The sequence below is a fragment of the Streptomyces sp. NPDC002580 genome (genome assembly GCF_042889485.1).
Classification (GTDB): domain Bacteria; phylum Actinomycetota; class Actinomycetes; order Streptomycetales; family Streptomycetaceae; genus Streptomyces.
Window position 1 is genome coordinate 79,474 of sequence record NZ_JBIAQZ010000012.1, and the last position, 20,532, is coordinate 100,005.

The 20,532-nt window shown below is 72.2% G+C and carries 13 protein-coding genes; 8 read left to right on the forward strand and 5 right to left on the reverse strand.

What is annotated here, in order from left to right; genetic code table 11:
- Positions 1 to 18: 18 nt before the first annotated feature.
- Positions 19 to 417 carry a DUF6191 domain-containing protein gene (locus ACFYW7_RS31885; RefSeq protein WP_389508739.1) on the forward strand — a complete coding sequence of 133 codons (399 nt, stop codon included), beginning with the start codon at positions 19 to 21 and terminating at the stop codon, positions 415 to 417.
- Between the two features lie 75 nt (positions 418 to 492).
- Here the strand turns inward: ACFYW7_RS31885 and ACFYW7_RS31890 are convergent, their stop codons facing one another.
- Complete coding sequence (locus ACFYW7_RS31890) at positions 493 to 1,665, reverse strand: PQQ-dependent sugar dehydrogenase (RefSeq protein WP_389508741.1); 1,173 nt, start codon at positions 1,663 to 1,665, stop codon at positions 493 to 495.
- A 117-nt stretch (positions 1,666 to 1,782) separates the two neighbouring features.
- Positions 1,783 to 2,790, reverse strand: coding sequence for an aldo/keto reductase (locus ACFYW7_RS31895; protein ID WP_389508743.1), 1,008 nt, complete (start codon positions 2,788 to 2,790; stop codon positions 1,783 to 1,785).
- Between the two features lie 76 nt (positions 2,791 to 2,866).
- On the opposite strand from ACFYW7_RS31895, the gene ACFYW7_RS31900 reads away from it, so the two are divergent.
- The 6 genes from ACFYW7_RS31900 (at position 2,867) to serA (ending at position 13,055) form a co-directional block, all read left to right on the forward strand.
- Entirely contained in the window at positions 2,867 to 3,808 is a 942-nt protein-coding gene (locus tag ACFYW7_RS31900) for a 2-hydroxyacid dehydrogenase (RefSeq protein WP_389508745.1), read from the forward strand.
- Positions 3,809 to 4,026: 218 nt separating this feature from the next.
- Positions 4,027 to 7,380 carry an EAL domain-containing protein gene (locus tag ACFYW7_RS31905; RefSeq protein ID WP_389508747.1) on the forward strand — a complete coding sequence of 1,118 codons (3,354 nt, stop codon included), beginning with the start codon at positions 4,027 to 4,029 and terminating at the stop codon, positions 7,378 to 7,380.
- Positions 7,381 to 7,623: 243 nt separating this feature from the next.
- Positions 7,624 to 9,474, forward strand: coding sequence for an acetolactate synthase large subunit (locus tag ACFYW7_RS31910; RefSeq protein ID WP_389508749.1), 1,851 nt, complete (start codon positions 7,624 to 7,626; stop codon positions 9,472 to 9,474).
- Positions 9,475 to 9,494: 20 nt separating this feature from the next.
- Complete coding sequence (ilvN, locus tag ACFYW7_RS31915) at positions 9,495 to 10,022, forward strand: acetolactate synthase small subunit (protein ID WP_266763065.1); 528 nt, start codon at positions 9,495 to 9,497, stop codon at positions 10,020 to 10,022.
- 132 nt (positions 10,023 to 10,154) lie between these two features.
- Positions 10,155 to 11,156 (forward strand): ketol-acid reductoisomerase, encoded by a 1,002-nt coding sequence (gene ilvC / locus ACFYW7_RS31920; protein WP_389508753.1) that lies wholly within the window; start codon positions 10,155 to 10,157, stop codon positions 11,154 to 11,156.
- A gap of 309 nt (positions 11,157 to 11,465) precedes the next feature.
- Positions 11,466 to 13,055, forward strand: a complete 1,590-nt coding sequence (gene serA / locus ACFYW7_RS31925) for a phosphoglycerate dehydrogenase (RefSeq protein ID WP_389508755.1) — start codon at positions 11,466 to 11,468, stop codon at positions 13,053 to 13,055.
- A gap of 269 nt (positions 13,056 to 13,324) precedes the next feature.
- Here the strand turns inward: serA and ACFYW7_RS31930 are convergent, their stop codons facing one another.
- Entirely contained in the window at positions 13,325 to 16,318 is a 2,994-nt protein-coding gene (locus tag ACFYW7_RS31930) for an AAA family ATPase (protein ID WP_389508756.1), read from the reverse strand.
- A gap of 227 nt (positions 16,319 to 16,545) precedes the next feature.
- Complete coding sequence (locus tag ACFYW7_RS31935) at positions 16,546 to 18,126, reverse strand: MFS transporter (RefSeq protein WP_389508758.1); 1,581 nt, start codon at positions 18,124 to 18,126, stop codon at positions 16,546 to 16,548.
- A gap of 110 nt (positions 18,127 to 18,236) precedes the next feature.
- Between ACFYW7_RS31935 and ACFYW7_RS31940 the strand changes: the two genes are divergently transcribed.
- The gene (locus ACFYW7_RS31940) at positions 18,237 to 18,827 is read left to right on the forward strand and encodes a TetR/AcrR family transcriptional regulator (protein ID WP_389508760.1); all 591 of its coding nucleotides are present in this window, start codon (positions 18,237 to 18,239) and stop codon (positions 18,825 to 18,827) included.
- Positions 18,828 to 19,065: 238 nt separating this feature from the next.
- On the opposite strand, the gene ACFYW7_RS31945 is transcribed toward ACFYW7_RS31940, so the two are convergent.
- On the reverse strand, positions 19,066 to 20,445 hold the full coding sequence (locus ACFYW7_RS31945; RefSeq protein WP_389508762.1) for a PucR family transcriptional regulator: 1,380 nt from the start codon (positions 20,443 to 20,445) through the stop codon (positions 19,066 to 19,068).
- Between the last annotated feature and the right edge of the window lie 87 nt (positions 20,446 to 20,532).

Sequence of the window (20,532 nt, forward strand, 5' to 3'; positions counted from 1 at the left end):
GGGCCGAGGGAGGCAGTCGTGTTCAACCTGTTCGAGGAGCTCTTCGCACCGGGCCGCAAGCACACCCACGAGGAACGCAAGCGGCTGGAACTGAGCCGCGTGGACGTGAACGACGGCGACCCGGGCCGGGGCCCGATAGACCTCGCCTCGGGCAAGGTGGTCGTACGGGTGCCGGGGCAGGAGCACGGTCCTGATCATCGGCCGCGACCGGATCGGGCGTCGAGGCCGGGGCCGGAAGCCGACCCGCGTCACCGACCGGGGTCCGAGGCCGAGCCGGAACGTGGTCCCGAGCCCGAGGCGGACCCGGCGTGCGTACCGAAGCCGACGATGGACCGGGAGCCCGAGTCTGACCCGGCCCCGGAGCCCGATGGGGACCCCGAGTCGGACCCGGACCCCGAGTCCCCGCGGGCGACGTAGCCCTCGGTCCTGCTGCGCGGCCCGGGCCGCCTCCCCTACCGCCCTGCTTCCCCCACCACCCCTACTGCCCCTCGACTACTTCACCTCGAGCTCGAGGAGTCGGTCGTCGCCCTTCGCGGGGCTGCCGCGGCCGTCGGTCTCGCTCGTCGTCAGCCAGAGTCTGCCGTCGCCCGCGGAGACCACCGTGCGGAGGCGGCCGTACCTTCCCTCGAGGAAGGCCTCGGGCTTCGCGGACGTGCTGGTTCCGTTCAGCGGTACGCGCCACAGCCGCTCGCCCCTGAGCCCCGCCATCCAGAGGGAACCCCCGGAGTAGGCGATCCCGCTCGGGGAGGCCTCGTCCGTGTGCCACTGGGCCACCGGGTCGTGGTACTTGGCGTCCTTGCCGACGCCTTCCACCACCGGCCAGCCGTAGTTGTCACCCGGCTTGATCTGGTTCACCTCGTCCCAGGTGTCCTGGCCGAACTCGGCGGCCCACAGCCGCTGCCTGTCGTCCCAGGCGAGGCCCTGGACGTTGCGATGCCCGTACGAGTACACGACCGAGTCGGCGAACGGGTTGCCCGGCGCGGGCTCGCCCTCCGGCGTCATCCGCAGGATCTTGCCGCCGAGCGCCTTCCGGTCCTGGGCCTGACCCCGGTCACCCGTCTCGCCCGCGCCCGCGTACAGCATCCTGTCCGGACCGAACGCGATCCGGCCACCGTTGTGGATCATGCCCTTGGGGATGCCCTTGAACACCGTGTCCGGTGCGCCCAACTGCTCGCCGGCCGGCTTCCGCTCGTCGTACAGCATGCGGACGATGCGGTTGTCGGAGGCCGTGGTCAGGTAGGCGTAGACCATGTGGTCGGAGGCGTAGTCGGGGGAGAGCGCGATGCCCAGGAGGCCGCCCTCCCCGGCCGCGGCCACCCCGGGGACCTCGCCCAGCACCGTCTTCCCGCCGGACTTCTCGTCGACCCGGGTGATCGTCCCCTTGTCCCGCGAGGACACCAGCAGACCGCCCTCGGGCAGCGGCGCCAGGCCCCAGGGACTGTCGAGCCCCTCGGTGACCGTGCGCAGGACCTTCACCGAGCCCTTCGCCGGCGGTGTCTCCTCGGGGGCCGCGCTCGGGGAGGACGACGACCGAGGCCCCGTACTCGTGGTGCCCGGCACCGCGGCGGCGTCGTCCCGGTCCCCCTCGTCCCCGGAGGAACAGCCTGCCGTCATCAGAAGCGCTGCCGTGGCCAACCCGACTGTCACTGCACGAACTTGCACCATCAGTGTCCCTTCGACGCGGCGGTCCCCCTGTTCATACTCCGCTCGCGCTCCGCTGGTTCCCGATCACGGACGGGCGATCCGCGTCGGGATCCGGGACCGGGGCTCGGGAACCGCGGCTCAGTCCCAGGATCCCAGCGCCCCCGGCAGCCCCGCCACTTCGGCGAGATCCTCCGCCGTCAGCCGCAGCCCGGCCGCCCCCGCGTTCTCCGCGACCCAGCGCGCCCGCTTCGCCCCCGGCACCGGGACCACGTGCGGCCCCTGCGCCAGAACCCAGGCGAGCGCCACCTGCGCGGGCGTGACGGGACGGCCACCGCCCCCGTGACGTCGGGCGATGTGCCGCAGACCGACGACGACGGGCTGGTTCGACGCCATCATCTCGGCGGTGAAACGCGGATGCCGGGCCCGTACGTCGTCCGGCTCGAAGCCCTCGCCGGGGGTCAGCGTGCCGGTCAGGAAACCGTTGCCGAGCGGCATCGCGGCGAGGAACCCGACACCGCGCGCCGCGCACCACGGCAGCAGCGCGTCCAGCGCCTCCGTCGACCACACCGACAACTCGGCCTCCACCGCGCTGACCGGGAAGACCTGTTGCATCCGCTCCAGCTGACGGATCGTTCCGTCGTGCAGCCGCGCCCCCGAGCGGCGCGCGGAACGGGCGCCCACCGCGCAGAGCCCCAGCGAGCGCACCTTTCCGGCCGTGACGAGTTCGGACATCGCGCCCCAGGTCTCCTCGACGGGTATCTCCGGGTCGGCGCGGTGCAGTTGGTAGAGGTCGATCACGTCCGTCTGGAGCCGGCGCAGTGAGGCGTCGCACGCCCGCTTCACGTAGCCGGGGCGGCCGTTGGCCACCAGGTGCTGGTCGCCCACCAGCAGCCCGACCTTGGTCGACACGAACGCCTCGGAGCGCCGCTCCCTGAGCACGCGCCCGACGAGCAGCTCATTGGTGAACGGGCCGTACATGTCGGCCGTGTCGAGCAGCGTCGAACCCCGGTCGAGTGCCGCGTGCACCGCTCGCAGCGACTCCTCGCCGCGCTGCCGCGAGGAGGTGTAGGCCCAGCTCATCGGCATGCATCCGAGACCGACCGCCCCGACACCGAGCGCCGCGGCGCCGATCGTTCTGCGCTCCACCTGGCCGTGATCCTCCTTCGTCCGGCACCCCAACCTAACCTCTGCGCGCATGAGCGCCTGGCATAACCTCCCGACCATGACTTCCGATGTGTGGCTTCCCTTTCACGCCGACGAGATCGAAGGGCTCCCCGAGGGCCTCGACTACCGCTTCTGGGACGGCGGCCAGGAGTTTCCCGCGGACCCGGCCGACTGCGCGTTCTACGTCGTGCCCTACATGAAGCCACCCGCCGTCTCCCGGCGGCCGATGTCCGAAATGACGTCGCTCCGGGCCGTGCAGACACTCTCCGCCGGGGTCGACCACGTCCTGCCGAGTCTCGGGGCCCTGCCGTCCGGCGTGGTGCTGTGCAACGCCCGGGGGGTGCACGAGGCGAGCACCGCGGAACTCGCCCTCGCCCTGATCCTCGCCTCGCTGCGCGGCATCCCGGACTTCGTGCGGGGCCAGGACAAGGAGGAGTGGCGCCCGGGCTTCCGCCCCTCGCTGGCCGACAAGTCCGTCCTCATCGTGGGGTACGGGTCGATCGGTTCCGCGATCGAGGACCGGCTCGCGCCGTTCGAGCTCGCGCGGGTCGGGCGCGTCGCGCGCTCCGCCCGCGCGACGGCGCGCGGTCCCGTGCGCCCCCTGTCCGAACTGCCCTCCCTGCTCCCCGAATTCGACGTCGTCGTGCTGTCCACACCCCTCACGGACAGCACCCGCGGCCTGGTCGACGCCGGCTTCCTGTCCCGGATGAAGGACGGCGCGCTCCTGGTGAACGTGGCCCGCGGCCCCGTCGTCGACACCGCGGCCCTGCTCACCGAGCTGGGGAGCGGGCGCCTCACCGCGGCCCTCGACGTCACCGACCCCGAACCGCTGCCCCCGGGTCACCCGTTGTGGCACGCGCCCGGCGTCCTCGTCAGCCCTCACGTCGGGGGGCCCACGTCGGCGTTCTGGCCGCGCGCCAAGCGTCTGCTGGCGGCTCAGTTGACACTCTTCGTGAACCGGGAGCCGTTGCGGAACGTGGTCCTTACCACCGGCAGCTGAGCAACGCCCCGTCCGCTCACGGTCCGCCTCGGGCACCCTCCGCAGTCCTCCGAATGCGGGCGGTACTGGCATAGTCCCTGGTCGTCACGGAGCGTAGAGGAACTATGTCCCTGAGTGACGGGACTGGTGTATCGTCCCGACAGGGGCTGCGCCGCGCACCGTTCGGCGCCGGGGACGGACATGAGACTGCGAGGGGGGCGACGGGCGATGCACGGCCTATGGACCAACGATCCGACGCGGCGGGGTCGCCGCCGACGACCCTGGCGCGCGACCACGCACGGACACGGCCACGGCGGCCCTCACCACCGCAGGCACGGCGGCCGCCGGAGGCAGACGCACCCGGCACACCGGGACCGGCGGGACCCCGGGGCACGGACCGGGAGGGCCCGGTGAGCTCCCCAGGGGTGCTGCTGACCCGCCGGACGGTCTTCGACGGCGGGACGGGTCTGTTCTCGCAGCTCGTACTGGCCCTCTTCTGCGCGGCGTACGCCGTCGGTTCCGCGCTCGGCTGGGGCTCCCCGAGTCTCGCCCTGATCATGGGCGACTTCGGGCTGAGCGCCGCGGCGGGCACCGCCGCGGTCTCCTGTTTTCTCTACGCCCGCACCCGTCGCAGCCGCTTTCGGCCCGCGTGGCTGCTGTTCGCGCTCTCCTCGGCGATGGCCTCGCTCGGGAATCTCGTCTGGGGGTGGTACGAGGTGGTCCTCGACCGCCCCGTTCCCAGCCCGAGTTACGCCGACCTGTTCTTCCTCTGTTTCGCGCCGCCCGCCATCGTGGGACTGCTGGTGCTCGCCAAGAGGCCCGTCACCAGAGCGGGTTGGGTGTGCCTCGCGCTGGACGCCTGGCTGATCGGCGGATCGCTGCTCACCCTGTCCTGGAGCCTGGCCCTCGCCCAGGCGGCCAGGTTCGACGGGCCGAGCGTCGCGCACACCGCGCTGTCGCTGGCGTACCCCCTCCTGGACATCGCGCTGGTCAGCATGGTGCTCGCGCTGCACTTCCGCCGTTCGTCGGTGAACCGGTCGGCGGTGAACACCGCGATCGGGGCGCTTGCCCTGACCGTGATGTGCGACGCCCTGTTCACCTCGCCCCTCCTGCACAACGACTACCGCTCGGGCCAACTCCTCGACGCCGGCTGGTTCGCCGGCTCGCTGCTCCTCGCGTACGCCCCCTGGGTCGTCACCCGGCAAGGGCAACCGGACACCGACGAGCACGAATCGGACAGGTACGGCTCCGGCGGTCACGGCACCGACGAACACGGCCCCGGCCACGCCGCCGACGGGCGCACCCCGGACCCGTACGGTCCGGACGCGCACACGCCCACGGTGCACGAACGCATTCCGGGCCAGCGTCAGGAGGGCCGGCACGGGCCCCCCGGGAGCCGCGCCCCGCACGAGCCGCACGGGACCCGCCCGTCGTACGGGGCGCCGGGCGGCGGAGAGGTCCCCGGGCCCCGCGAACACGAGGGGGAGCGCGGCCAGGAGGAACACCGGAACGAGCCGCCGCAGGGCGGGCCCGGGCAGGAGGACACCCCCCAGGGTCAGGGCCGGTATCCGGCGACGCGCCCCATCAGCGGCTCGCTGGCCGCGCTGACGCCGTACCTGGCCGCCGCCGTCTGCACGCTGGGGATCCTCTACAACATCCTCAACGGGCGCAACGTGGACCGCGTGGTGCTCGTCACCGCCGGCCTCGTCGTGCTCGCCCTCGTGGTGCGCCAGGGCATCATGCTGCTCGACAACATCACCCTCACCCAGGAACTGGCCCAGAAGGAGAACCACTTCCGCTCCCTGGTGCAGGGCTCCAGCGACGTCATCATGATCGCCGCACCGAACGGCATCCTGCGCTACGTCAGCCCGGCCGCCGCCGGGGTCTACGGCCGGAACGCCGAGGAACTCGTCGGCTCCGAACTCGCCTCCCTCATCCACCCCGAGGACCTGGGCTGCGTCGTCCACGAGGTGCGACGGTTCCTCGCCGCCAGTCACGCCGAGGAGCCCAACACCCGGATCGAGTGCCGCTTCCGGTCCGGCGACGGCGGCTGGCTCAACGTGGAGTCCACCGTCAACCGGCACCGCGGCGGGCTCATCTTCAACAGCCGTGACGTGACCGAACGCGTCCGGCTCCAGGCGCAGTTGCAGCACAACGCCGAACACGACCCGCTCACCGACCTGCCCAACCGCGCGCTGTTCACCCGGCGCGTCCAGCAGGCCCTGTCCGGGCGCCGCTCCTCGGACCGGGGCACCGCCGTCCTCTTCATCGACCTCGACGGCTTCAAGGCGGTCAACGACACGATCGGGCACCAGGCCGGCGACGAACTGCTCGTCCAGGCCGCCCGCAGGCTCCAGGACTCGGTACGCCACGGGGACACCGCCGCCCGGCTGGGCGGCGACGAGTTCGCGGCCCTCATCGTGGGCGACGGAGGCCGCGACCGCACCGCCCGCGAGCAGCAGATACTGGAACTGGCCGACCGTCTGCGCATCAGGCTCTCCCAGCCGTACTGCATCGACGGCAACGATGTCCGGGTCGCCGCGTCCATCGGCGTCGGCTTCGCGGAGCCGGGTCTCGGCGCCGGAGAACTGCTGCGCAACGCCGACCTCGCGATGTACCGCGCCAAGGCGGCCGGAAAGGGCCGCGTCGAGCTGTACGCGCCGCAGATGCAGCAGGACGTGGTCCGCAAGGCCGAACTGGCGACCCGGCTGCGCTCCGCGCTCCAGGACGGTCAGTTCGCCCTGCTGCACCAGCCCGTGGTGTCGCTGGAGACCGGCCGGATCGCGTCGGTCACCGCACAGGCGCGCTGGCGGTCCTCCCAAGGGGTGCTCTTCACGCCCGCGGAGTTCCTGCGCGTCGCCGAGGACGGGGACAGGACCGCCGAACTCGGCCGCTGGATGCTCGACGAAGCCGTCGAGCAGGCCGCCGAGCGGACCGCGGCGGGCGTCGCGGTGCCGGTCGCCGTCCGGATGACCGCCAGGCGCCTGCTGGACCGCTCGATGCCGCTGGGCTCCGTGGAGTCCCTGCTCACCCGGCACGGGCTGGCCTCGGGCGGCCTGATCATCGAGCTGTCCGACACCGATCCGCGGGTTCCCCTGGACGAACTGGAACGCCGCCTGAACGCGCTCAGACGCCTGGGCGTGCGGATCGCCCTGGACGGCCTGGGCAGCGGCTGCGCGGCGATCACGGCGCTGCGGCGGCTCCCCGTCGACGTGCTGCGCCTCGACCGGAGTCTCGTCGAGGGAGTCGTCGAGTCCGCCCGGCTGCACAAGATCACCAGCGGGCTGCTGCGGATCGCCACCGACCTGGGGCTGCAGTCCGTGGCCGACGGGGTGGATCTTCCGGAGCAGGTCGTCGCCCTGCGCGCCATGGGCTGCACCCATGGGCAGGGCATGGCGTTCTCCGGACCGCTGGACGAGTACCGCCTGCGCCGGGCGCTCTCCTCCGGCCACTACCCGGTGCCGAGCGGACCCGCCGAGCCCGTGTTCGCCGGTGCCGGCGGCGCGGGGATGTACGCGAGCGGCGGACCCGTCGCCCTGGGGGGTGGAACGGCCCTCCGTTCACATAATGAGACTCCCGTCCCACCCACTTGACAGTCGATGCGTGCCGGGGGGAGGGTCAATGCCATGCGCACCCGAATTCTCGTACTTGGAAAGCGCGTCGGCTGAAGCTAGGTGGTCACCGGAAAGGTCCGGAACACCCAGCGACCGCACCCGGCGCGCTCCCCTCGCTTGCCTCACGGCACGAGGGGTTTTTTGTTGCACAGGCGCCGTAGGCCAAGAACCGCACACCGCACAAAAGTCGCAAAAACCCTCAGCATCGAGAAGAGAATGCCGATGACCGAGCAGGCCACCGGGGCCCACCATCCGCAGCCGCGGCCCCGTTCCGGAGGACACCAGTCCGCCCCCGAGCACGTCACGGGCGCGCAGTCCCTCATCCGCTCGCTCGAGGAGGTAGGGGCCGAGACCGTGTTCGGCATTCCGGGCGGCACGATCCTCCCGGCCTACGACCCGCTGATGGACTCCAGCAGGGTGCGGCACGTCCTGGTGCGGCACGAGCAGGGCGCCGGCCACGCGGCCACCGGCTACGCGCAGGCCACCGGCAAGGTGGGCGTCTGCATGGCGACCTCGGGACCGGGCGCCACCAACCTGGTCACCCCGATCGCCGACGCCAACATGGACTCCGTGCCGCTGGTCGCGATCACCGGGCAGGTCGTCTCCTCCGCGATCGGCACGGACGCCTTCCAGGAGGCGGACATCGTCGGCATCACCATGCCGATCACCAAGCACAGCTTCCTGGTCACCAAGGGCGAGGACATCCCCCGGGTGATCGCCGAGGCGTTCCACATCGCCTCGACCGGCCGCCCCGGACCGGTCCTGGTCGACATCCCCAAGGACATCCTCCAGAAGAAGACCACCTTCTCCTGGCCGCCGGTCATGGACCTCCCCGGCTACCGCCCGGTGACCAAGCCGCACGCCAAGCAGATCCGCGAGGCCGCCAAGCTGCTCACCCAGGCGAAGCGGCCCGTGCTGTACGTCGGCGGCGGCGTCCTCAAGGCGCACGCCACCGCCGAGCTGAAGATCCTCGCCGAACTCACCGGAGCGCCCGTCACCACCACGCTGATGGCGCTCGGCGCGTTCCCCGACAGCCACCCGCTGCACGTGGGAATGCCGGGCATGCACGGTTCGGTCACCGCCGTCACCGCGCTGCAGAAGGCCGACCTGATCGTCGCCCTCGGAGCCCGCTTCGACGACCGCGTCACCGGCAAGCTGGACAGCTTCGCCCCGTTCGCCAAGATCGTCCACGCGGACATCGACCCGGCCGAGATCGGCAAGAACCGCACCGCGGACGTGCCGATCGTCGGAGACGCCCGCGAGGTCATCGCCGACCTGGTCCAGGCCGTGCAGAAGGAGCACGGCGAGGGGCACACCGGCGACTACACCGCCTGGTGGAACGACCTCAACCGCTGGCGCGAGACCTACCCGCTCGGCTACGAGCAGCCCGACAACGGCCAGCTCTCGCCGCAGCAGGTCATCGAGCGCATCGGACAGCTCGCCCCGGAGGGCACGATCTTCACGGCCGGCGTCGGCCAGCACCAGATGTGGGCCGCGCACTACATCCAGTACGAGAAGCCCTCCACCTGGCTGAACTCCGGCGGCGCCGGAACGATGGGCTACGCGGTCCCGGCCGCGATGGGAGCCAAGGCCGGACAGCCCGACCGCACGGTCTGGGCGGTCGACGGCGACGGCTGCTTCCAGATGACCAATCAGGAACTCACCACCTGCGCCCTGAACAACATCCCGATCAAGGTCGCCATCATCAACAACGGCGCCCTCGGGATGGTCCGCCAGTGGCAGACCCTCTTCTACAACCAGCGCTACTCCAACACCGTGCTGCACAGCGGTCCGGAGGCGGACGGCAAGCAGCCGAGCGCCGGCACCCGGGTCCCCGACTTCGTCAAGCTGTCGGAGGCGATGGGCTGTCACGCCATCCGCTGCGAGTCCCCGGACGACCTCGACAAGGTGATCGAGGAGGCGAACTCGATCAACGACCGTCCGGTCGTGGTCGACTTCATCGTCCACGAGGACGCGATGGTGTGGCCGATGGTCGCCGCCGGTACCTCCAACGACGAGGTCATGTTCGCCCGGGACGTCCGCCCCGACTTCGGCGACAACGAAGACGACTGAGAGAGAGCCGAGTCAGACCCATGAGCAAGCACACCCTCTCCGTCCTCGTCGAGAACAAGCCCGGTGTCCTCGCCCGGATCACCGCCCTGTTCTCCCGGCGCGGCTTCAACATCGACTCGCTCGCGGTCGGTGTCACCGAGCACCCCGAGATCTCCCGCATCACCATCGTGGTGAACGTGATCGAGGCACTGCCCCTCGAACAGGTCACCAAGCAGCTCAACAAGCTCGTCAACGTCCTGAAGATCGTCGAGCTGGAGCCCGGTTCCGCCGTTCAGCGGGAACTCGTTCTGGTGAAGGTGCGCGCCGACAACGAGACACGCTCCCAGATCGTCGAGATCGTGCAGCTGTTCCGTGCCAAGACCGTCGACGTCTCCCCGGAGGCCGTCACCATCGAGGCCACCGGCGGCGCCGACAAGCTGGAGGCCATGCTCAAGATGCTGGAGCCGTTCGGCATCAAGGAACTCGTCCAGTCCGGCACGATCGCCATCGGACGCGGAGCGCGTTCCATCACGGACCGTTCGCTGCGCGCGCTGGACCGGTCGGCCTAGATCAGACCCCCGGCACACGGGCGGACGGCGCACACCGTCCGCCCGTATGCCGAGACCCGAAGACTTCCCTTCCCCCGCCCGCCGTACGGTGGGACGCAACACCGGAAATACCGGATAACAAGGAGAACCCCAGTGGCCGAGCTGTTCTACGACGACGACGCCGACCTGTCCATCATCCAGGGCCGCAAGGTCGCGGTCATCGGCTACGGCAGCCAGGGCCACGCCCACGCGCTGTCGCTGCGCGACTCGGGTGTCGACGTCCGCGTCGGTCTGCACGAGGGCTCCAAGTCCAAGGCGAAGGCCGAGGAGCAGGGCCTGCGCGTGGTGACGCCGTCGGAGGCCGCGGCCGAGGCCGACGTCATCATGATCCTGGTGCCGGACCCGATCCAGGCCCAGGTCTACGAGGAGTCCATCAAGGACAACCTCAAGGACGGCGACGCGCTGTTCTTCGGCCACGGCCTGAACATCCGCTTCGACTTCATCAAGCCCCCGGCCGGCATCGACGTGTGCATGGTCGCCCCCAAGGGCCCGGGCCACCTGGTGCGCCGCCAGTACGAGGAGGGCCGCGGCGTTCCGTGTATCGCGGCCGTCGAGCAGGACGCCACGGGCAGCGCCTTCGCCCTCACCCTCTCGTACGCGAAGGCCATCGGCGGCACCCGCGCCGGCGTCATCAAGACGACCTTCACCGAGGAGACCGAGACCGACCTGTTCGGTGAGCAGGCCGTTCTCTGCGGTGGCACCGCCGCCCTGGTCAAGGCCGGTTTCGAGACGCTGACCGAGGCCGGGTACCAGCCGGAGATCGCGTACTTCGAGTGCCTGCACGAGCTGAAGCTCATCGTCGACCTCATGTACGAGGGCGGCCTGGAGAAGATGCGCTGGTCGGTCTCCGAGACCGCCGAGTGGGGCGACTACATCACCGGCCCGCGCATCATCACGGACGCCACCAAGGCCGAGATGAAGAAGGTCCTCGCCGAGATCCAGGACGGCACGTTCGCCCGTAACTGGATGGACGAGTACCACTCGGGTCTGAAGAAGTACAACGAGTACAAGACCCAGGACGAGAACCACCTCCTGGAGACCACCGGCAAGGAGCTGCGCAAGCTCATGTCGTGGGTCAACGACGACGAGGCGTAAGCCGTACGACGGGGGCCGGGGCGGTACGCTCCGGCCCCTTCGTCGAACCCCGGGTAACGCCCGTGGGTACGGTGTTGGACATCCCGTCCAGCCACGGACGGGTGATCCTTCCGCGGAGGCGCAGGACGCCCTCTTCGGCGCCACTACACTGCTGCACATCAACAACGCGTCAGGCCCACAGCGTCGTGCGTCTTCCACGCGGCTCGAGCGACCCCCAAGAAGTAACAGGCACGCCCCGGGGCCGCTGCAAACCCTCCACCGCCTGCGGCCGTCGGGACGGCCGTCCGCATGGGACTTGTGAGGACTCACGTGAGCTCGAAACCTGTCGTACTCATCGCTGAAGAGCTGTCGCCCGCGACCGTAGACGCCCTGGGCCCGGACTTCGAGATCCGGCACTGCAACGGCGCGGACCGCGCGGAGCTGCTGCCCGCCATCGCCGACGTCGACGCCATCCTCATCCGCTCGGCCACCAAGGTCGACGCCGAGGCAGTCGCCGCCGCCAAGAAGCTGAGGGTCGTCGCACGAGCCGGCGTCGGCCTGGACAATGTCGACGTCTCCGCCGCCACCAAGGCCGGCGTCATGGTCGTCAACGCCCCCACCTCGAACATCGTGACCGCGGCCGAGCTGGCCTGCGGTCTCCTCCTCGCCACCGCGCGCCACATCCCGCAGGCCAACACGGCACTGAAGAACGGCGAGTGGAAGCGCAGCAAGTACACCGGTGTCGAGCTCGCCGAGAAGACCCTCGGTGTCGTCGGCCTCGGCCGCATCGGCGCGCTCGTCGCGCAGCGCATGTCGGCGTTCGGCATGAAGGTCGTCGCCTACGACCCCTACATCCAGCCCGCGCGGGCCGCGCAGATGGGCGTGAAGGTCCTCACCCTCGACGAGCTGCTCGAGGTCGCGGACTTCATCACCGTGCACCTGCCGAAGACCCCCGAGACCCTCGGTCTCATCGGTGACGAGGCGCTGCACAAGGTCAAGCCGACGGTGCGCATCGTCAACGCCGCGCGCGGCGGCATCGTCGACGAGGCGGCGCTGTACTCGGCGCTCAAGGAGGGCCGCGTCGCCGGCGCCGGTCTCGACGTGTACGCGAAGGAGCCCTGCACGGACTCCCCGCTCTTCGAGCTCGACGAGGTCGTCTGCACCCCGCACCTCGGCGCCTCCACGGACGAGGCGCAGGAGAAGGCCGGCATCTCCGTCGCCCGCTCGGTGCGTCTGGCCCTCGCCGGTGAGCTCGTTCCCGACGCGGTCAACGTCCAGGGCGGAGTCATCGCCGAGGACGTCAAGCCCGGTCTGCCGCTCGCCGAGAAGCTCGGCCGCATCTTCACCGCCCTCGCGGGCGAGGTGGCGGCCCGTCTCGACGTCGAGGTGTACGGCGAGATCACCCAGCACGACGTCAAGGTGCTCGAGCTCTCCGCCCTCAAGGGCGTGTTCGAGGACGTCGTCGACGAGACGGTCAGCTACGTCAACGCCCCGCTGTTCGCGCAGGAGCGCGGCGTCGAGGTTCGTCTGACCACGAGCTCCGAGTCCCCCGACCACCGCAACGTGGTCACCGTGCGCGGCACGCTCGGCGACGGCCAGGAGATCTCGGTCTCCGGCACGCTGGCCGGTCCGAAGCACCTGCAGAAGATCGTCGCCGTCGGCGAGTACGACGTGGACCTCGCGCTCGCCGACCACATGCTCGTGCTCAAGTACGAGGACCGTCCCGGTGTCGTCGGCACCGTCGGCCGCATCCTCGGCGAGGCCGGCATCAACATCGCCGGCATGCAGGTCGCCCGCGCGGCCGTCGGTGGCGAGGCCCTCGCGGTCCTCGCCGTCGACGACACGGTGCCGCAGAACGTCCTCACCGAGCTTTCCGAGGAGATCGGCGCCACGTCGGCGCGGTCGGTCAACCTCGTCTGAACCTCGTCCGAGGTTCGTGCGCGACGGCTTGCCGTCTGAGCGGCGGGGGGGGGGGGGGGGCGCCCCCCGGGGGGGGGGGCCCCCCCCCGGGGGGGGGGGGGGCGGGGGGGGGGGGGGGGGCGGGGGGGGGGGCGCCGGCCCCCGGGGGGCGGGGCGGCACACCCCGTACGACCCCGCGCCGGTGGTGGGGGCGCCCGGGGTCGCCGTCGGGGGGGGGGGGGCCGGGCCCCCCCCGGGGGGCCCCGCCCCTCCGCCGTTTCCGCGGGACTTCACGCGGACGGTGTCGCCTCCGGTTCGATCAGACCCTCGCGGTAGGCGATGGCCACGGCCTCGGTGCGGCTCGCGGCCCCCAGCTTGGCGAGGATGTTGGAGACGTGGACGCTCGCCGTCTTGCCGCTGATGAACAGCTCCTCGCCGATCTGCCGGTTGGTGCGCCCCCGGCCGAGCAGCCGCAGCACATCGCTCTCCCGGGCGGTCAGCGCCGCGATGCGGTCCCCGGCGGCCTGCGTGTCGGAGAGGCGGCCGCGCCGGACCAGGCTGTCCACCGCCTCGCGCAGCGGGACCGCGCCCAGCCGCACGGCGGCGTCCCGGGCCGCGCGCGCCTGTTCGCCGGCCTCCTCGCGGCGGTCGGCGGTGAGGAGCGCCTCCGCCAGCCTCCAGCGGCACCGGGCCACCTCGTACGGATCGCCGTAGCCGAACGCCGTCACGGCCCGGTCCCAGGCGTCGACGTCCGGACCGGTGGCGGCGCGCATCCCCTCGGCCTCGGCGCGGGCCAGCCAGGCCAGCCCCTCGGGGCCCTGCTCGGTGCCGTCCTCGCCCCGGGCGGCCGTGCCGCGGGCCAGCCCCACCAGCTCGTCGGCGGTCTCCGCCCAGCGCTTCGCGGCCGCCGTGTCGCCGGACAGGCGGGACTCCTCCGCCGCGTCGGCGACCGACGCCAGGGCGAGCGCGGCGAGCCGCACCACCACGTCGGGCCGCTCGGCACCCGAGCCGTCCGTGAGCGCCTCGACCGACGTGCGCATCCGCCGTACGGAGTCCTCGGCGTCGCCGCTCAGGGCCGCCGCGTCGGTCAGCACGACGCTCGCGACGAGCGTGGACATCCAGTCGAAGGGGCCGTCGAGCAGGGCGCGGGCTCCGGCGACGGCCGCCTCGTGCTCACCGCGGGCCAGGGCCACGTACAGCGCGGGTCCGGCCGCGAACCCGCCTGCGGCCGGGAGGAGTTCGGCGTCGGCGGTGGCCGCCCGCGCGCACTCGTCCCAGCGGCCCAGCGTGTAGAGCAGCAGGGACTGCAGATAGCGCAGCTCCAGGGCGTACGGCGAGGAGAGGAGACCGGCGCGGCGGGCGCGGTCGAGGCCGTCGCCGATCCAGGTCAGGCAGTCGTCCAGGTCGCCGGATTCGTAGCAGCCGATCGCCAGGTTGAACAGGGCGCGCATCTCCACCGGGAGGTTCCCGGCGGTGCGGGCCAGTTCACGGGCGTCGCGCAGCCGGTCCCGGCCCACGGCGGTCCGCCGGTTGTGCGGCTCCATGCCGACCAGGGAGATCATCAAGTCGGCCTGGGCGTCGGCGAGTCGGAGCGACTCGGCGGTCTCCAGCGCCTGCCGGGCGACCCGCTCGGCGTCCTCGTCCCGCCCCACGTACCGCGCGGCCATGACATGGGTCGCGGCCGCCCACACCCAGGTGTGCGAGGGCGGCTCGGCCGGGATCAGCGCGAGCGCCTCGCTGCTGTAGGTGAAGGCGTCGGCCAGGCTGTCGATGCGCATCAGGTTGCCCGCGAGGGTGTAGCGCACCCGGGCGGCCAGCTCGGAGTCGGTGTCCGCGCCGGCCCGCGCGAGCGCCGAGCGGGTGAGCTGGACCGCGCGATGGGGTTCACCGGCGCGGGCGGCGGCGGCCGAGGCGCGCAGGGTGAGCGTGATGGTGCTGCCGGCCCCGGGGCGGGCGGACGCGTCGACCGCCGCCCACAGGTCGAGCGCGGTCTCCAGGTGGCGCAGCTCCGCGGCGGGCGCGCCGACGCGCTGGGCGTGGTCGGCGGCTTCGAGGGAGGCGGCCAGCGCGTCGGCCAGGTCGTGGCTCTCGCGCGAGTGGTGGGCCCGCTCCGCCGCGCTCTCCGCCGAACGGCCGTCCTCCGCGAGGAGCCGGGCGAACAGACCGTGCAGCCGGACCCGTTCGCCGGGCAGCAGGTCCGCGTACACGGCCTCGCGGGTGAGGGCGTGCCGGAACGAGTAGGTCGCGTCGTCGCCGGGCACCAGCAGTTGGCGTCCGACCGCCTCGCGCAGCGCCGACTCCAGCTCCTCGTCCGGCAGTTGTACGGCGTCACGCAGCAGGTCGTGTCCGACGCGGCGCCCCGCGACGGCCGCCGTGCGCAGCACCTGCTGGGCGGTGTCGGAGAGTTGCTCGATACGGATGAGCAGTACGTCGACCAGGCTGCCCAGGTTGCCCGGGCCGCCGGGCACGGCGGAGGAGCCGGGGGAGTCGTCGCCGGGCAGCGCGGCGAGCAACTCCTCGGCGTAGAAGGCGTTTCCCTCGGCGCGCTCGACGATGCGGCGGACCGTGGTCTCGGAGACGGGGCCGGTGCGCAGCGCGCGCACGAGCCGGGCCACGTCGGCGTCGGCCATCGGCCGCAGTTCCAGCCGGTCGACGGCGGGCAGCCGGATCAGCTCCGCGAGCAACGGGCGCAGGGGGTGGCGGCGGTGCAGGTCGTCCGCGCGGTACGAGGCGAAGACCGCGAGGCGCCGGGCGGGGGCGCCGGGCGCGGGCCGCTGGAGGACGCCCCGGCTGAGCAGGAAGCGGAGCAGTTCGCGGGAGGACTGGTCCGCCCAGTGGAGGTCCTCGAAGATCAGCAGTATGGGGGCGACGTCGGCCAGGTCGGCGAGGAGGCCGGTGACGCCCTCGAACAGCTGGAGGCGGCTGCCGGGGTCGGGAGCGGTGTCGGTGTCCGGTCCGCCGCCGGTCAGCCGGTGCACCGCGGGGTGGGCCGCGAGGGCCGGGGCGAAGCGGTCGTCGGCGGCCAGCGCGCCGAGGATCTCGGTGAACGGGAGGTACGGCAGGCCCACGTCGCCGAGGTCCACGCAGTGGCCGGTCAGGACCGTCATCCCGATGGCGGTGGCGTGTGCCGAGGCCTCGGCGAGCGTGCGGGTCTTGCCCACGCCGGCGTCCCCGGCGACGAGGACGGCACGGGGTTCGCCGTCCCCGGCCCGGTCCAGCACGCCGGTGAGCCGGGCGAGTTCGTCCCCCCGGCCGATGAACGGCGTCCCGAATGTCTGCGTCACGGCACCATCCTGGCACGCCCCGCCGACAACTCCCCTGCGTCGCCTTCCTGATCGGGCGCGGAGACGTGGACCGGGAGCCGCCCGGAGCGCGCGGGTGCCGTCATGCCGGTGCCGGGCGGACCGGGGTTCTCCGGTCCGCCCGGCGGGGGCGTTTCAGGGCGTGGTCCGCCCGGCGGCGGGCGGGTGTTCGTGGCCGTCGTTCGCCCGGTGGACGGTTCGGGCGGGTGTCAGGCTCCCCGCTCGGACGCCGTCGCCTCGAGCGGCTCGACGGTCCCGGCGCAGGGGAGGTCTCCCTCCTCGCGCACCGCCACGTTGCGCAGGCTCGCCGTGGCGAGGGCGGCGGCGCCCAGCAGCAGGACCGCGCCGGCGACGGCCGCTGCCTGCATGCCGTGGGTGAAGGCCTCCCGTGCCGCGTCGGCCAGTGCCTGTCCGGCGTCGCCGGGCAGCTGTCCGGCCACGGCCAGCGCGCCGCCCAGCGTCTCGTGGGCCGCGGCCGGGACGCCGGCCGGGATGTCGTGGCGGTAGACCGCCGTGCCGATGGAGCCGAGGACGGCCATGCCCAGCGCGCCGCCGAACTCGGCACCGGTCTCCAGCAGGGAGGAGGCGGAGCCCGCGTTGCCGACGGGCACGGTGCCGAGCGCCAGGTCCATCATCTGCGACATCACGGTGACGATCCCGGAGGCGAGGACACCCGCGCCGGCCAGCACGATCCACAGGGAGTCGGTGCCGGCGAGGGTCAGCAGTCCGTAGCCGCAGGCGGCGACGACGAAGCCGCCGGAGACGACGTGGGCGCGGTGGACGCCCTTCTGCACGAGCTGCGCGGAGACCGGCGCGGCCACGCCGACCAGGACGGTGGGGAGCAGGGCCCACAGGGCGGCCGCCATGGAGCTCTTGCCGAGCACCGACTGGAGGTACTGGGTGGTGAAGTACGCCGAGCCCAGCATGCCGAAGGAGGCGATCAGGTTGAGGACGACGGCGGGCGCGAAGCCGTGGCCGCGGAACAGGGCGGGGGAGATCAGCGGGGACTTCGCGGTGCGCTGACGGTGGACGAACAGGGCGGCGAAGACCAGGCCGACGAGGACCGAGACGACGTACTCGGTCCTCCAGCCCTCGGACGGGATCTCCTTGACGCCGTAGATCACGGGCAGGACGGCGGCCATCGACAGCGGCACGCTGAGCAGGTCGAAGCGGCCGGGCTCCGGGTTCCTGGACTCGGGGAGCAGGAACGGGCCGAGGACCAGCAGCAGCACCATCGCGGGCAGGTTGACCAGGAAGACGGAGCCCCACCAGAAGTACTCGACGAGGACTCCGCTCATCACCGAACCGAGCGCGATGCCGCCGGTCATGACGCCGGACCAGACGCCGATGGCCTTGGCGCGCTGGCCGGGGTCCGTGAACATCGTGCGGATGATCGCCATCGTCGACGGCATCAGGGTCGCGCCGCCGATGCCGAGGACCGCGCGGGCGGCGATCAGCATCTCGGCGCTGTTCGCGTACGCGGCGAGTACCGAGGCGGTGCCGAACGCGGCGGCGCCGAACAGGAGCAGCTTGCGGCGCCCGACGCGGTCGCCGAGCGAGCCCATCGTCATCAGCAGGCCGGCGAGCACGAACGCGTAGATGTCGAAGATCCACAGCTGCTGGGTGCCGCTCGGCTCCAGGTCCGCGCTGATCGACGGGATCGCGAAGTAGAGGACCGAGACGTCCATGGAGACCAGGAGCAGCGGAAGCATCAGGACGCCGAGGGCGGTCCATTCGCGGCGACCGGCCAGGGCGCCGGAGGCGGGAGTCGTGCTCGTCGGGTTCGTCATGACAGGGACTGTACGCACGTATTAAACGCTTGTCTAGAACGAGCGTCTAATACATTCGTACTTGACGCTCGTATGGGACGGTTGTCTGAATCGCGGGTACGCTGACGGGCATGGGACACCGTGAGGATCTGCTCGAAGGCGCCAAGCGCTGCCTGCTGGAGAAGGGCTTCGTGCGCACCACGGCGCGCGACATCGTCAAGGAGTCGGGGACGAACCTGGCGTCCATCGGCTACCACTACGGGTCCAAGGACGCCCTGCTCGCCGCGGCCTACGTCGATCTCATCTCCGCCGCGGGCGACACGTTCGGCGCGTTCGCGACGGCCGACTCCGCTGGCGTCCCCGGCTCCCTGGAACGCTTCCGGGAGGCCTGGCAGAACATCACCAGGTCCTTCGTCGAGGAGCGCCCCATCTGGTTGCTCACCTTCGAGGTGATCACCAACTCCGACCGGCTGCCTACGGTCCGCGAGCACCTCGTGAAGGCGTCCGACGAGGGCCGCCGGGGCATCATCCCCCTGCTCATGGGCGGATCGGAGGACGACGTGGACGACGCCACGCTGCGCTCGCTCGGCGGCTTCTACCAGGTCCTGCTCAACGGGCTCAGCGTGCAGTGGCTCTTCGACCCGGAGTCGGCGACCGGTGCCGACGATCTCACCGAGGGGCTGCGTCGGGTGATCGAAGGGGTGGCGAAGTCGGAGAGCTGATCAACCGTCGGTTCGCCGCATCTGGAGGGACCTCGCCCCGGTCGCCGCACCGGCCCGCCGCCCCGCGGGCTGGACGAACAGGATCACGGCGACCACACGGCCGCGCCGCCCCGGCCGGTGCTCGGCTTCGGGGAATCGAGGGAGCGGGCGATCACCGGGGGTGTGACGGCGATCGGCGAGCTGCCGGGGCCCGACGCGAGCCCATCGGGCCGGCCCGAACCCGATGGTCCGCGGAACCTCAGAGCCGCGCCCCCTTCAGGGCCATGTGCAGCAGCAGCCGGTCCTCGCCGTCGTCCAGGTCGAGGCCGGTGAGCTGTTCCACGCGGGACAGCCGGTAGTAGAGCGTCTGACGATGGATGCCCAACTCGGCCGCCGTGCGGCCGGCCTGGCCCGCCCGGTCGAGGAACACCTCGGCGGTGCGGGCCAGTTCCCGGTGCGGGGGAGTCAACAGGGCCTGCACCACGGGATCATGGGCCGTTTCCGGAGGCAGGGCGGTGAGGAGCCGGAAGGGGCCGATGGCCCCCCACTCGGCCACCGGGCCGAGCCGGGGTTCGGCCAGCGCGGCGCGCGCGGCGGCGGTCGCCTCGTGCCAGGCGGCCCCCAGTTCCGCGAGCCCCGCCCGGGCCGCCGCGATCCCGGCCGCCGTCCCGCCCGGGGGAGCGGCGGTCGAGGCGCCGCGAGAGGAGCCGGCGGTCTGTCTTCCGTCGGCAGGGCTTCCTGGGGCGAGGCCGGGAGACGCGGTCGCCGTGGTGCCGCCCTTCGGGGACGCCGCCGTACCGACAGGGCGCCCGGATCCCTCGGTCCCGGCCCCCTCGCGGACGCCCGCAGCCTCCCGTACGAACCGGGTGGCGGCCGTCAGCGCGGGCGTCAGGACGTCCGGTGAGCGCAGCCGGACCAGCAGGGCGAGGCTCTGGCCGGTGGCACCCCAGGGGAGGGTGCACAGCGCGGTCGCGCCCGGCACCGTACGGGCGGAGGGGGCGTCGTCGGGGTCGGCCGAGGGCCACGGGGCCACGCACACCACCGTGTGCAGGCCGTCGCCGCGCGGGCCGAGGGCGGTGCGCAGCTCGGCCACCGCCATGTCGCGCTGCCAGCCGCGTTCGGCGGTCAGCACGGCCCGCAGCTCACGCGTGAGGTCCGCGCCGGCCTGCGCCTCGTCCGCCAGCAGGGCGCCGATCCGGGACGCCACCTGCATGGCGCCGGCCAGCTGGGCGTCGGTGGGGCCCGGGTCGTCGTCGAGCAGCCAGACGTAGCCGAGGACGACGCCCCGATGGCGTACCGGAAGACAGATCCGGCCGCGGTAGACCCCCGCTTCCGGGGTGGGCGGGATGCGGACGGGCCCGGTCGCGCGGGTGATGCCGAAGCCCTCGAACCAGGTGCGGACCGTCGTGGTGGAACGGCGGGTCAGGATCGAGCGGGTGCGCACCGGGTCGAGGGCGGAGGGGTCGAGGTCGCCCTCGCTGTCGTACGCCCCGAAGGCGATCAGCTCGAAGTCGCGGCTCTCCAGCGTCGCGGGGACGCCGAGGAGCGCCGAGATCTCGTCGACCAGCTCTTGGTAGTCGCCCCTGTGTTCACCGCTCACCCCGGTATTCTCGCGCACTTCCCCGGACCCTTCATACATATGTCTGAGATCCGGGGCAGGGATGCGTGACAGCTGTCGATGGCCCACGATCGGAGAGATCCCTAGGTTTCACGGTGGTTCTCCGTG